The 13114-nt window shown below is 43.0% G+C and carries 12 protein-coding genes; 10 read left to right on the top strand and 2 right to left on the bottom strand.

What is annotated here, in order from left to right; all coding sequences use genetic code 11:
• Positions 1-14 precede the first annotated feature (14 nt).
• From QWZ17_RS12530 to QWZ17_RS12545, 4 genes are all read left to right on the top strand, one after another.
• Positions 15-905, top strand: a complete 891-nt coding sequence (locus QWZ17_RS12530; protein ID WP_290305559.1) for a hypothetical protein — start codon at positions 15-17, stop codon at positions 903-905.
• 72 nt (positions 906-977) lie between these two features.
• Positions 978-1694, top strand: coding sequence for a hypothetical protein (locus QWZ17_RS12535; RefSeq protein ID WP_290305560.1), 717 nt, complete (start codon positions 978-980; stop codon positions 1692-1694).
• Positions 1695-1761: 67 nt separating this feature from the next.
• Positions 1762-2493 (top strand): hypothetical protein, encoded by a 732-nt coding sequence (locus tag QWZ17_RS12540; protein ID WP_290305561.1) that lies wholly within the window; start codon positions 1762-1764, stop codon positions 2491-2493.
• Between the two features lie 109 nt (positions 2494-2602).
• The gene (locus QWZ17_RS12545; RefSeq protein WP_290305562.1) at positions 2603-4591 is read left to right on the top strand and encodes a retaining alpha-galactosidase; all 1989 of its coding nucleotides are present in this window, start codon (positions 2603-2605) and stop codon (positions 4589-4591) included.
• Between the two features lie 124 nt (positions 4592-4715).
• Here QWZ17_RS12545 and QWZ17_RS12550 read toward each other — a convergent pair whose 3' ends face one another.
• Positions 4716-5288, bottom strand: a complete 573-nt coding sequence (locus QWZ17_RS12550; protein WP_353959487.1) for a hypothetical protein — start codon at positions 5286-5288, stop codon at positions 4716-4718.
• A gap of 94 nt (positions 5289-5382) precedes the next feature.
• On the opposite strand from QWZ17_RS12550, the gene QWZ17_RS12555 reads away from it, so the two are divergent.
• The 6 genes from QWZ17_RS12555 (at position 5383) to rbp (ending at position 11609) form a co-directional block, all read left to right on the top strand.
• On the top strand, positions 5383-5727 hold the full coding sequence (locus tag QWZ17_RS12555; RefSeq protein WP_290305563.1) for a winged helix-turn-helix transcriptional regulator: 345 nt from the start codon (positions 5383-5385) through the stop codon (positions 5725-5727).
• A gap of 239 nt (positions 5728-5966) precedes the next feature.
• Positions 5967-6440, top strand: a complete 474-nt coding sequence (locus tag QWZ17_RS12560; protein WP_290305564.1) for a carboxymuconolactone decarboxylase family protein — start codon at positions 5967-5969, stop codon at positions 6438-6440.
• Between the two features lie 174 nt (positions 6441-6614).
• Positions 6615-8975, top strand: coding sequence for a DUF5690 family protein (locus tag QWZ17_RS12565; RefSeq protein WP_290305565.1), 2361 nt, complete (start codon positions 6615-6617; stop codon positions 8973-8975).
• 51 nt (positions 8976-9026) lie between these two features.
• Positions 9027-9701: a phosphonatase-like hydrolase gene (locus tag QWZ17_RS12570; RefSeq protein ID WP_290305566.1), complete on the top strand. Its 675-nt coding sequence runs from the start codon at positions 9027-9029 to the stop codon at positions 9699-9701.
• Positions 9702-10446: 745 nt separating this feature from the next.
• Positions 10447-10899 (top strand): 3-oxoacyl-ACP synthase, encoded by a 453-nt coding sequence (locus tag QWZ17_RS12575; RefSeq protein ID WP_290305567.1) that lies wholly within the window; start codon positions 10447-10449, stop codon positions 10897-10899.
• A 329-nt stretch (positions 10900-11228) separates the two neighbouring features.
• Positions 11229-11609: an RNA-binding regulator gene (gene rbp, locus QWZ17_RS12580; protein ID WP_290305568.1), complete on the top strand. Its 381-nt coding sequence runs from the start codon at positions 11229-11231 to the stop codon at positions 11607-11609.
• Between the two features lie 153 nt (positions 11610-11762).
• Here rbp and QWZ17_RS12585 read toward each other — a convergent pair whose 3' ends face one another.
• A complete protein-coding gene (locus QWZ17_RS12585; RefSeq protein ID WP_290305569.1) occupies positions 11763-12980 on the bottom strand; it encodes a GAF domain-containing sensor histidine kinase in 1218 nt (405 codons plus the stop codon).
• Positions 12981-13114 lie beyond the last annotated feature (134 nt).

Below are 13114 nucleotides of genomic sequence, written 5' to 3' on the forward strand. Positions count from 1 at the left end.
CTATTTTTTACCTGATGAAGAAATTTACCTGTTTTTTAATGGTGATGCTGTGCGGTACCAGGGTGTTGCATGCGCAGTCGGTTGATCAAAAATTGCAGGTGGCCGTATCAAGTGGGTATCAGCAGGAAAACTTCCGCTGGTCAATCTCGGGTAGCATCAACGGGCAAAATCCTAATGTGCTATCGGAGTTAAAGTGGATGAAGGTTGGCGGTCAAAACGCTACAGCCGCAATCAGCTGGAATTTTTACAGGCGTTTTGCTGTTTATGCCGATTACTCCCGCCAATTTATATCAACAGGAACAGTAAATGATTCGGATTACGGCAGCGATAACCGAACCAATCGTACCTATAATGAAACTTTCAGTGCCAACAAAGGCAATACCCAGCTATGGCATTTGGGCGCCGGTTACGTTATTTTTAATAATGACAGGTTTAGCCTTACCCCATATATCGGCTACGCGCAAAGCAAAGAAAACCTGCGCCTGTTAGGTAGCCCCAACAGCAATCCCGGTTTAAACAGTTCATACGCGCCATACTGGAAAGGCGGTTTCCTCAAATTAAATTCCACCGTTAAACTAATCAACAAATTAGCTTTTAAGGCCGATGTTACCTATCACCAGTTAAGCTATACCAGTAATGGCGACTGGAACCTAATTACCAGTTTTAAGCACCCCGTAAGTTATCACCATAATGCCAACGGCTATGGCATCAACGCCGGCGGCAGGCTTAATTACCGTATTATCTCATATCTCGCCGTATATGTTGGCGGTACTTATTTTAACTGGCAAACCGGCAATGGTACAGATCAGCTTTACCTTAACAGCGGCGAAGTTGATAAAACCCAGCTAAATGAAGTTAAGCGCAATGGCTTTGAGGTTTATGGCGGCTTGAGTATCAGTTATTAATGCCGATGTGTTTTGCATTTTCATGCACAAGCAAACATTCCTTTTATTATTTTAGGGCACAAATCTATACCGATGGAAGTGCACCACCATACACATACCGACAGATCAAAACTTAAACATTACCTTTTTGAATTTTTTATGCTTTTCCTGGCCGTCTTTGCGGGCTCGGTTGCCGAGTACCAGCTGGAGCATATTAACGAGCACAGCCACGAAAAAGAGTACATGGAAAGTATGGTAAAAGATCTGAAATCGGATGCATCCGATATGCGGCAGACCCTTGCTTTTGATGCGCGGAAACTTAAGGGGTTGGATAGCATGATTAATATTCTTTCTACGCCAACCATATCGGTTACAGAAATTACCCACATGCATAAATTGGGGTGGGCTATATTGGTTAATTACCCTGTATCGTTTTCAACCGGTACGCTTACACAGCTTAAATACTCTGGATCATTAAGATTGGTAAGAAACCAGGCCGTTGTGGATAGCATCATGAGTTATGACTCAAACATTACCCAGATTGATGGCCAAAGGAAAGGTTATTCTGAATATACCAAAGAAGGCATCGATAAAATGAGCGAGATGATGGACCTCCGTTATATCGTTGCCGATGGCAAAATACCTGGACCCAAAATAAGTGCCTCGTTTGCGGCAAACACCTTTTCACTGGCCAATAAAGCGGCATTGATAAAAGGCGTAGTATCATCCTATGATAATATGCTGAAACAGCAATTGCAACATGCCGATTTGTTGATTAAGCTGATTGATAAGGAATATGGACGGGAATGATAACTACGCTATAAAGTTTCAATGCAAATAATCCATTAGCGAGATTGGAATGTTTAAAATTTAATTTTTGGGTATTGGTACCTTAGATATGACATACGCGGATTTATTAAATGACGAAAACTGGAAATTAAAAAGAAAGGAAATCATACAGAGGGATGGATCAAAATGTCAATGTTGTCAAAACTTAAATCTATTAGTAGATACTAATATTGGTATCCTTAATTACAGTAGGAAAAATGATAATGGAGTTTTTTTTGAATTTTATGCAAGTGATAAACTAAAAGGGATTATCCATCAAACTATATTTTTGAAAAAAGGATCTTATTTATTTCCGTTCAAAATACCAAATCAATATATTGGTTATGTTGATACCAATTCCATAGATAAAAACTGGGGAAAAGTTATTGCAATACGCAATAGAACTGAATTAAAAGAGGAATTGCCTTTTACAATATTTGAATCTGGGTTTATCGAAAAAGCTTTGACTCTAAATAAAAAAAAATCAAATGATTACGAATGGAGGCATGTACCAGCTTTACATGTTCACCATACTTATTACCAAGTTGACTTAACACCTTGGCAGTATCCGAATCATTCGTTAATGACTCTTTGCTGGGTATGCCATGAACGTCTTCATAAAAATGCTCTTATTCCATTTCGAGATAAAAATGGTGAAGAAATAGCGAAGTTAACCCCGTGCTTAAAATGCCACGGCGCCGGATATTTTCCTCAATGGAGACACATTGAACAGGGAATTTGTTTCCAGTGTGGTGGAGCGAAATATCAAGAGTTAATTTAGTATAAACGTACCCTGTTTTTTTCTCATTACAAAATGTAAGGATTGCATTATTACGCGCCGGCGTTAATGATTATTTTAGGGCATTATAAACCATTGTATTCCCTGTGCCATGAAGATCAAACTATTACTTTCACTTTGCCTGTGCATGCCCCTAACTGTCGCGTTTGCCCAATCAACAAAAAGCTACCATGTAAAATCGCCGGATGGCAAAATTGACTTGAGCATAGCCGCCGGAACTACCATCAGATGGGCTGCCAAATACCAGGAAACCGAGGTGATCATGCCGTCATCCATATCCATGACGCTGGCGGGTGGTGAGGTATTAGGTAAAAACGCGGCGGTAAAGAGCAGCAAAACCTCATCAGCCGACGAGTATTTTAACACGCCCCTCTACAAAAAGGATAAAGTACGTAATCAATATAACCAAATAGCCATCAACTTTAAAGGCGACTACAGCCTGGTGTTCCGGGCTTATAACGATGGAGTAGCCTACCGTTTCATCACCCAAAAGAAGGGAGATATCACTATTGAAAATGAAGAGGCTAATTTTAATTTTAAGAATGATGACAAAGCCTTTTTACCCTTTGTAAACGATTTCAGGAACAAGGATAAATGGACAACATCTTTTGAAGCCTTGTATGATAACATCAATATATCGGCAATAAAAAAAGATACGCTGGCCTTTTTGCCCGTTTTAGTTGATGTTGCAAATCCTATCAAAGCCGCCATTTTGGAGGCCGACCTGGAAAACTATCCCGGGATGTATTTAACCAACGATGGTCAAAATTCCAAAAACCTGAAAGGAGCTTTTGCGCAATACCCAACTGTTGAACATACGGGTGGCTACGCCAACATGAACTATGTGGTTAATGGCAGGGCTAATTATATTGCTAAAACCGCAGGTAGCCGCAGCTTCCCGTGGCGGGTGGTGATTATCAGCACCGAGGATAAGCAATTAGCCAATAGCGATATGGTTCAGAAATTATCGTCGCCATCGCGTGTGGCCGATATCAGCTGGATAAAACCCGGCAAGGTAGCCTGGGATTGGTGGAACGATTGGAATATCAGCCATGTTGATTTCAAAGCAGGCATCAACAACCCCACCTATAAATACTACATCGATTTTGCATCGGCCAATAAAATTGAATATGTGGTATTGGACGAGGGATGGTCGAGCAATGTGGATCTGAACCAGATCTCGCCCGAAATCAACCTGTCCGAACTACTGGATTACGCCAGACAAAAAAATGTAGGCCTCATTTTGTGGACCAGCTGGTATGCCCTCACCCGTCAAACGGATGCCGCTTTAGCAAAATTTTCGGCAATGGGTGTAAAAGGTTTCAAAATCGATTTTATTGACCGCGACGACCAGAAAATGGTATCCTCTCTTTATGATATCGCCCAAAAAGCCGCCGACCATCATTTAATAGTTGATTACCATGGCATGTACAAACCAAGCGGCATCCAGCGTACTTACCCTAATATTCTGAATTTTGAAGGTGTAAAAGGTTTGGAAAACTTGAAATGGGGTGTGGTTAATCATCCGGGGTATGATGTAAGCATCCCGTTTATCCGTATGCTCTCCGGCCCAATGGATTATACACCCGGCGCTATGCGCAATGCCAGCAAAACCAATTATCGCCCGGTTAATGGTAACCCCATGAGCCAGGGTACCCGCAGCCACCAATTGGCCATGTACACCATATTTGAAGCCCCACTCCAAATGATGGCCGATAACCCTACCATTTACACCAAAGAGCAGGAAAGTACCGATTTTATTGCCGCCGTACCCACCACCTTTAACGAAACCGTAGCCCTTGACGGCAAAGTGGGCGAATATGTAGCCATTGCCCGCCGCAAAGGCACAACCTGGTTTGCCGGCGCTATGACCAACTGGGATGCCCGCGATTTAACCATTGATCTTTCCTTTTTAGGCGAGGGAAGTTACAAAGCGATCATTTTTGAAGATGGGGTAAATGCCGATAAGGATGCCACCGACTATAAACGGACTGTAAGCGCAGTAACATCAAAAGATAAGCTAACGATAAAACTGGCATCGGGAGGTGGTTGGGCTGCGCGGTTTGAGAAGGTGAATTAAGGTCTTGTTACAAGCCCATAATAAGATGTAGATCCCAGACTTACGAAGTTTTAAAAACTTCGTAAGTCTTTCGTCGCTTTGCTAATCTCGTGCTGTCGAATTTACAAGTGGCAGTTGCAAATCGTTACCGCTTCCTCACCAACGGTACCTGTAAATTAGTTGGCCTGTTCTCCGGCTTGTCAAAAGCACGTCCATCTACATTTTTGCTGCCGTTAAAAAACAGGTCGTTATAAATATAGATGAGGTCATAATCAACATAAATTTGTCCTTCGGTAAGACCAAACGCAGGGAAAGCTTTGTCTTTTACATCCTGCATTACATTTAGTTCCCATTTGTTAAAAACGGCGGAGGGAATTTTGTTGACGGCATCGGCAAAGCCCTGGTGCAGGGGCGTAACTTCGTAAGCTTCATCGGCAACATAATCAACCTGGTAAGCGCCCTGGGTAATAGGGTGCTCATCCCGGAAAATGATGTGACCCTTAATTTCAATTTTCACCAGCGGCACTTTACCGTTCGGATCGGCATAGTTGATAACTATGCATTCAAATTTATCGCCGGTTTTATATTTAAAAACACGGGTAAGGTAAAACGGCTGGATGACACCTGTTGCCGATGGACTGATACTCGGCCTTACCTCTGGCGTAATGCTTACCCACTCGCCGCCTATAATGTATTGTTTAATTTGTTCTGCCGTCATTGTGCGTTTGTTTTTAGTTATAGTAAAGTTGGTATCTTTGTCTATATCAAACAAGTAGTCTGTATAAGGCATCATAGTACATTTTTTTAGACCAATGGCCAGCATCCGTAAAAACAAAGATTTTAACCCCAATAATTGCCCGGTAACGCATTGCCTCAATCTTATTGGCGGCAAATGGAAAATCTTGCTTATTTACGCCATCAGTAAAAACTGTAACCGCTTTAGCAAGCTACAGCGGGCTATCCCACTTATCAGCAAGCAAATGCTGGTAAACCAACTACGTGAACTGGAAGAAGACCAGATCATTGAACGCATTATTTATGCCGAAATCCCTCCGCGGGTGGAGTATAAGGTTACAGACTATGGCATGTCTTTAATGCCGGTTATTGGTGTTTTGCAGCAATGGGGTTTGCAGGATCTGGAGCGGTTATCGGCTTAGGTTTTTTTAATTATATCAGAAAGGGAACCGTTGTTGCGTTATAAAATTCGTAGACGATGAGGAGGAAAATGGCTATAACCTTTAACCCGTCGTAATGACGAAACAAGTTCCGGGATGGCTTCCGTTCTTATCAGTTGTCAAGGTTAGGTATGAAGCAATAACCGCATCTTAACTTGTTTTTTCTCCCGCCTTGTCCTATTTTTTTTACCCCGGTCGTCATATCTGTAAAATCAAAAAAAATGGAACAACGATTGAATTTTTATCAAAAAGGGCATAACGCCCTGGGGGGTATGTATGCCTTAAGCCAATACCTGTCAAAATCGCCGGTTGAAAGATCGCTCCTGGAGCTTATTCATTTCAGGGTATCGCAAATAAACGGCTGTGCTTATTGCCTGGATATGCACTCCAAAGATCTGCGCGCCGCGGGCGAAACCGAACAGCGGCTTTATGTTTTAGATGCTTGGCGCGAAGCCCCATTTTACAGCGATCGGGAACGCGCGGCCCTGGCCTATGCAGAAGCCATTACTAAACTTACGGGCGCAAACGTACCTGATGATGTTTATGAGGAGGCGTGCCGGCAATTTACCGACACCGAACTGATAGACCTCACCCTATCTATTGTACAGATCAATAGTTTCAACAGGCTCAACATCACATTTCGTATTAAAGCGGGCGGCTACAAAGTTGGCGAACACGCGGCTTTAACTACCTGATCTCAATCGCCTATTAATTAACAATTTGATAAGCTTTTAATAACACAGGGGCTTTTTTGCAGCAAGTATCTTTGTTTTTTTACGTTAAGATGCTTTTGCTCCATAAATCCCCCTGTGTTTATTTTAATTACCATTGCGGATCATTTGATGCAAAAGTGTTTCAAATAATGGTTCATGCAGCAAACTGAATCGCCGGTACGGTTAAAGCGGATTTTTGCCAATCCCGGCTGGGCTTTGGTGGCCGCCTTTGGTACTTATTTTTGCATGTATGGTTTCCGCAAACCTTATACTGCTGCTACTTATGCCGATGCTTCCTTTTTAGGATTTAACTATAAAATTCTGCTCATCATCGCTCAAACCATAGGCTATGTGATAGCCAAATGGGTAGGCATCAAAATAGTATCCGAAATTAAGCACAATCAACGGATCAAAGCCATTTTAGGCCTCATTCTTTTTGCCGAGCTAATGCTGCTTCTCTTCGGCATAGTGCCACGCCCTTTTAATATTGTTTGTTTATTGCTGAACGGTTTCCCGCTTGGCGTCATCTTTGGCCTGGTGCTGGGCTTTTTGGAAGGGCGCAAAAACACCGAGTTTTTGATTGCCGGTCTTTGTGCCAGCTTTATAGTATCAGATGGGGTATCCAAATCTGTAGGCGCCTTGCTGTTGAGTTACAATGTATCAGAAAACTGGATGCCCTTTTTTGCCGGACTGGTATTTTTAGTCCCCACGCTTATTTTTATTGCTATGCTGGCCTGCGTGCCGCTGCCATCGGCTGCAGATATAGCCACCCGGTCTGCCCGCGAACCGATGAAGGCTGCCGATAGGTGGTGCTTTTTCTGGAAATATGCCCCGGGTTTAATCGGCATCATAGCGGTTTACCTGTTTGTTACGTTATTGAGAAGCGTTCGGGCCGATTTCGCGGTTGAACTTTGGGCAGGTTTAGGCTTTCATCAAACCCCGGCATTGTTCACCCAGTCGGAGTTATTGGTTTCCTTTGGCGTTATCATTGTTAATGGCACGGCGGTTTTAATACTAAACCATTACAAGGCATTCCGTTTTTCGCTGTTCATCTGTATGGCTGGTTTTGTCATTTTACTCGCTTCTGTTTTCGGCCTCAGTCACGGGCTTAATACATTTTTATTTATGGTGATGCTGGGCCTGGGCGTTTACCTGCCCTACGTAGCTATCCACACCATTGTATTTGAACGACTGATAGCCATCACCCGCGAAAAAGCCAACGTTGGCTTCCTGATGTATATTGTTGATTCGGTTGGGTATACCGGTTACATCGGTTTAATGTTTTTGAGATATGCCGCGCCGGCGGGCTACTCTATCCTCAACATCTATCTCAAAATTTGTATTGTGCTGGGCGTGGTGTCCGGCCTGATCGTACTGTTTTGCTTCTGGTATTTTAAAATAAAACTTAAGGGAATGACTAATAAACAAACCAACTTTCCGCAGGGTAAGGCTGCTGTATTTAACGGCGCTGGCCTGCCTTTTGAATTTATTGACAGGCAGGTGCCTTTTATAAAACCCGGCGAAATACTGGTTAAAAACCTGTATACCACACTTTGCGGCAGCGATATCCACACCTATTGTGGCAGGCGTATTGAGCCCGCGCAAGTGGTTTTAGGCCATGAGATTGTTGGCGAGATTTTATGGATAGATCCTGCCCATAACGGTAAAGATTTTAACGGCAATACCGTTAAGGTTGGCGACAGGATCACCTGGTCTATATTTTCGGTACCGGCAGATGTAACTGCTCCGCGTGTGGATATGCCTCAAAAAAGCGATCAGCTGTTTAAATACGGCCACGCTCTTGCCATTGGCGATGATGTGTTTAACGGCGGCCTGGCAGATTATTGCGTATTACATGCCAATACCGCGTTATTAAAAATATCTACAGAGATTGCTATACCCGTTGCCGCCACCATCAGCTGCGCGCATGCCACGGTAACCGGTGCATTAAGAATAGCCGGCGATTTAAAAGATAAAAAAGTACTGATTTTTGGCGCTGGCTTGTTGGGACTGTCATGCGTTGCCATGTGTAAGGAAGCCGGTGCCGGTTGGATAGGTTTAATTGATAACGATGAAACCCGCTTACACTGGGGCGAGAAATTTGCCGCCGATGATACGTACACTTTCCCATCGGCAGATAACCTGGATACCCTGCCATGGCCCGAAGTTGATTTTGTGTTTGACATGACCGGTGTGCCACAGGCCATGAAAACCGGGTTAGATTCATTGGCACTTGGTGGTATTGCTATTTGGATAGGCGCTGTGTTCCCCGAGAAGCCGGTACCTGTTGACGCGCAAAAAGTGGTGCGTAAACTATTACAGATTCGCGGATTGCATAATTACAATTACCAGGATTTTGTGAACGCTACGGCTTTCATCGAAAAAAATCATCTTAAATATCCTTTTGAAGCTTTAATTGAAAAAGAATATTCGTTGGATGAGGTTGCCGAAGCCTTTACATTTGCAAGGGCCAGTAAGCCGGTAAGGGTAGGTGTTAGAATAAGCGATCCGGCTTAAAACAATTGATTGAGTTTAAAAAAGTATTAACAAACAAAAAATAAGAGTATTATGATAAAAATGGTTGTGTTTGATATGGCCGGAACTACCATAGATGAAAACAATGTAGTTTATAAAACGCTTCAAAAAGCGATCAATGAAGCCGGTTTTAACTTTACCCTTGATGAAGTATTGGCACAAGGTGCCGGGAAAGAAAAATTCCAGGCTATTAAAAGCATATTGGCCACTTATGCCGATAATACCGACGAGCAGTTAGCCAGCGATATATATAGCAAATTTGTAGTGTACCTGAGAGACGCTTATGCCAGCATCGAGGTTTTTCCGCAAAATAACGCGGTTACCTTATTTGACGCGCTAAGTGAAAAAGGTATTTTAACCGTACTGAACACCGGTTACAACAAAGAAACCGCCGAATCGCTGATTGATAAACTGGGTTGGGAAAAAGGCCACACGTTCGACGGCTTGGTTACCGCTACCGATGTAGACAAAAACCGCCCAAACCCCGATATGATTTGGCTGGCCATGGAGCAATTTGGCATTACCGACGCAAGTGAAGTAGTAAAAGTTGGCGATTCGATCATCGACATTGAAGAAGGCCAAAACGCGGGCTGCGGCATAAGCGTTGGCATTACTACCGGTGCCCACACCAGGGCGCAATTAGAATCGGCCAATCCGGAAGCGATTATCGACGATTTGTTAGAGTTATTGCCTTTGCTGGATAAGTAAGTTTATACCTCAGCGCAGGGTTTTAAACGTTGAGTTTTCGAGAGTTTTTTTGATCCCTCCCAACGGGCTACTGTGTGTACACATCTTTTTTAATAAAGAAAAATGTCATTTCGAACGAGCAAGGGTAGGGAACAGTGGGGGGCGAGGAGAAACTATCTCTTGAGCGCCGCGAAAAATCTTATACGATTTGCATGGCCGAATGTCCACTTTTAGAAGATTTCTCCTCACCTCCGGCGCGCAATCCCACCCTTGCTCGTTCGAAATGACAACGTTTTTTATTTATGTGTTAAAAAGTAAAAGATATGTACACACAGTAGCCTAACGGGAGGGGTGCGGTTGAAAAGGAGCGCAAATGCAGGGAGGGGTTTCTAAAAGCGGCCGGAAATGCGGCCATGGATAGTTGATCAAACCCCTTCCTCTACCTTCCCCAAGGAAGGAATCGCACATTCCCCTGCTCTTTTAAAGCGTTTCGAATAGTAGCAGTCAAAGTCATTAAGTTAAGAGCTTGATAGGTTGCTCCATCGGAGCAAAAGCTTTGTAGCATATCAAAATTAAGGTTTTTTGCGTGCCGTAGGTACGCCACACAGGTTCGGTATCTATAGCACGGGGCGTATCCCCTACAAAGTTTCACACACCCTACGGAGGAAATCCTTTAACTTAATGACATTACCTCCTTTAGCTTTGCCCACCTGCTAATCCCCATCGTCTTTACCAATCCTCCGCAATTATTGCTTTATTTGCGTTGATGAGTGATCTTAAAAAAGAATTGTACAATTTATGTGTTGCTTACGTGCGCCGTAGCATGGATGCTGCAGAACTGGCTATACAGGAGGCCCAGCAATCATCAAATGATGATACCAAAAGCAGCGCCGGCGATAAGTACGAAACCGGGCGCGAAATGGCACAACAGGAAACCAACCGCAACCTGGCGCAATTGAACGAAGCCAACAAACTCATGGTGGCCTTAAATCGCATTGGCGTTAGCGGCACAGCCACAATTGCCGAACCTGGCAGCGTAATCATTACCAATAACGGAAACTTTTACCTGGCTATTAGTGCGGGCAGCTTACAGGTGGGTGGTAAAACCTATTTCGCGGTGTCGCCCGCGTCGCCGGTTGGTCTTAAGTTTAGTGGTAAATCTGCCGGCGATACTTTTTCGCTCAACGGTAAAACCTATATTATTGAGGCAGTAAGCTGATGATAAAAATGACGATAATAAACCAGGCAAAAACAACCGGTATTATTATCGTGAAACCCCAAAAAACTATTTGTTTGAATAATAAACCTGCTTGTTTTTATATTTTTTTGAATTAAATAACACGGCAAATAATATCAGTAATTGCCAAACTGCTGTTTTACAACTTAAAAGGGATGGTTTTTAACCCAAAAACAATAAAATTTAACTTTTTTTAAAAATAAAAGCAGGTATTCATAAAATGATGCAGTAATCATCAAATATCTATTACTATATTTGATGTTAACAAAACTGGGCAATTAAACAACCTTGCCTTTATAAATTAAAGATTGATGAACATATTTGTAGGAAGCCTTCCTTTTCAATTAGAGGAAGCCGATTTAAAAGAGCTTTTTGAAGCGTACGGTGAAGTTAGCACTGTAAAGATTATTATTGACAGGGAATCTGGCAGAAGCAAAGGTTTCGGATTTGTTGAAATGCCCGATGACGAGGCTGCACAAACAGCTATCACAGGCTTAAACGGTTCTGATGTTAGAGGCAGGTCAATCGCGGTTAGCCAGGCAGAAGACAAAAAACCAAGAGATAACAGAGGTGGCGGTGGTTATGGTGGCAACCGTGGCGGCGGTGGCGGCTATGGCGGCGGCAACCGTGGCGGTGGCGGCGGTGGCTACTCAAAAGATAGCAGAGGCGGCGGCGGTGGTGGCCGTTGGTAAATTATAAATAAAGTAAATGGCCGGATAGCTATATCCGGCCATTTACTTTGTATGATACATCTACTACTACTTATCTATTCTCTTTCCGGGTATTTGCTTTAGCAGGTTTTAAACCTGAATGCTATTTTTTTACCCAAATTTTTCCTGGTTTTATCATTTGCGCGTAGGTGCCTGTGGCAACTTTACTTCAAAAGTTGCACCATCGCTGGGTGTGGAGGTGATATTAAATGAGCCTTTAAGGCTTTCTATAAGGTGCTTTACAAGCGCAAGGCCAAACCCGTACCCATTTTCGCCTACGGTGCCATTGGTTGATGTTGCACTGCCTTGTAAAATGCTGGCTATTCCCGCGGCATCTAAGCCAACGCCAGAGTCTTTAACCTTTATTTGTAGGGTATTTTGCTCATCGTTTTCAACCAGGTCAAGGCTCACCGTTACGGTACCGTTAACGGGTGTAAACTTAATGGCGTTTGAAATAAGGTTGCCGGTAATCTGCAATAGCTTGTTTTTTGAAAAAGGAATAGTTTCTGATGCTGAAGAAGTATTTACCGTAAACTTAATTTGCTTGTTCATAGCCTGGGGCACATATAATTTTTCAAGCTTATCTTTAAAAACTACCTGGTTAAACTCATTTCCTTTTAGTTCAATTTCCTTTTTCTCTTTTTTATCGGCACTCAAAATCTCGTCGGCAAGTTCCAGTATGGATCGCCCGCTTTTATGAATCAGGTTCATAAACTCCAAAATCTCGTCCATCTGGTTTTCATCACCCTGCTCCTTAATAAGCTGGGCCAGACCAATAATACCACTCAGCGGACCGCGGATATCATGCGCAACCTTTTTTTGAGTTTGCACAGCTTCTGATAGGTTGTTTTTTAACCCATCAATCACTTTCATGTATTTTAGCCGGTTAATAATTTCGCCTGCAATAATTCTCAGCAGCTCTACCTTCTCGGGATTAAGATCTTTTGACGAGTGTTTATCAACAACGCAAAGCGCGCCAATGTTATGGTTATCAATATTTAGGGGGATGCCGTAATAATAGCGCATTTCGGGGCCGCCGGTTACATAAGGGCGATCTTTAAAGCGTTCGTCAGTGCTCAGGTCGGGCACTTCCATATCTTCGTTGCCCATCAGCACATACTGGCAAACAGATTCTTCGCGGGGCATCTGTTCAAGCTCAAGGTTGTGGGTTGATATGGTCCATTGCGTGTAGGAGTCAATCAGGTTAACCAACGACATTTCTGTACCGGCAACCCTGGCCGCCAGTTTGGTTAAATCCTTAAAGCTATCTGCATGAGCAGCATAATCAATATCCAGATCAGACAATGCCATGAGCCTGTCCATCTCATTTTCAGGAATGGGTGGAGTAATCATATAATCAATTGGTTAAACAATAATACGATAAAAGGCCCCTCTTTGTTATATCATATCCGTGTTTGTTTTATTCGCCTGAAGAAACGCTCTTCCTGCAAAAAAGATTTTCATTTCAGGTATATTATTAAAATGTT

It is taken from the genome of Mucilaginibacter flavus, from assembly GCF_030409315.1.
Lineage (GTDB): Bacteria > Bacteroidota > Bacteroidia > Sphingobacteriales > Sphingobacteriaceae > Mucilaginibacter > Mucilaginibacter flavus.

Coding starts and splice junctions, on each gene's coding strand:
- QWZ17_RS12530 (WP_290305559.1), top strand. CDS start 15: ATGAAGAAATTTACCTGTTTTTTAATGGTGATGCTGTGCGGTACCAGG.
- QWZ17_RS12535 (WP_290305560.1), top strand. CDS start 978: ATGGAAGTGCACCACCATACACATACCGACAGATCAAAACTTAAACAT.
- QWZ17_RS12545 (WP_290305562.1), top strand. CDS start 2,603: ATGAAGATCAAACTATTACTTTCACTTTGCCTGTGCATGCCCCTAACT.
- QWZ17_RS12550 (WP_353959487.1), bottom strand. CDS start 5,288: ATGACGGCAGAACAAATTAAACAATACATTATAGGCGGCGAGTGGGTA.
- QWZ17_RS12555 (WP_290305563.1), top strand. CDS start 5,383: ATGGCCAGCATCCGTAAAAACAAAGATTTTAACCCCAATAATTGCCCG.
- QWZ17_RS12560 (WP_290305564.1), top strand. CDS start 5,967: ATGGAACAACGATTGAATTTTTATCAAAAAGGGCATAACGCCCTGGGG.
- QWZ17_RS12565 (WP_290305565.1), top strand. CDS start 6,615: ATGCAGCAAACTGAATCGCCGGTACGGTTAAAGCGGATTTTTGCCAAT.
- QWZ17_RS12570 (WP_290305566.1), top strand. CDS start 9,027: ATGATAAAAATGGTTGTGTTTGATATGGCCGGAACTACCATAGATGAA.
- QWZ17_RS12575 (WP_290305567.1), top strand. CDS start 10,447: ATGAGTGATCTTAAAAAAGAATTGTACAATTTATGTGTTGCTTACGTG.
- rbp (WP_290305568.1), top strand. CDS start 11,229: ATGAACATATTTGTAGGAAGCCTTCCTTTTCAATTAGAGGAAGCCGAT.
- QWZ17_RS12585 (WP_290305569.1), bottom strand. CDS start 12,980: ATGATTACTCCACCCATTCCTGAAAATGAGATGGACAGGCTCATGGCA.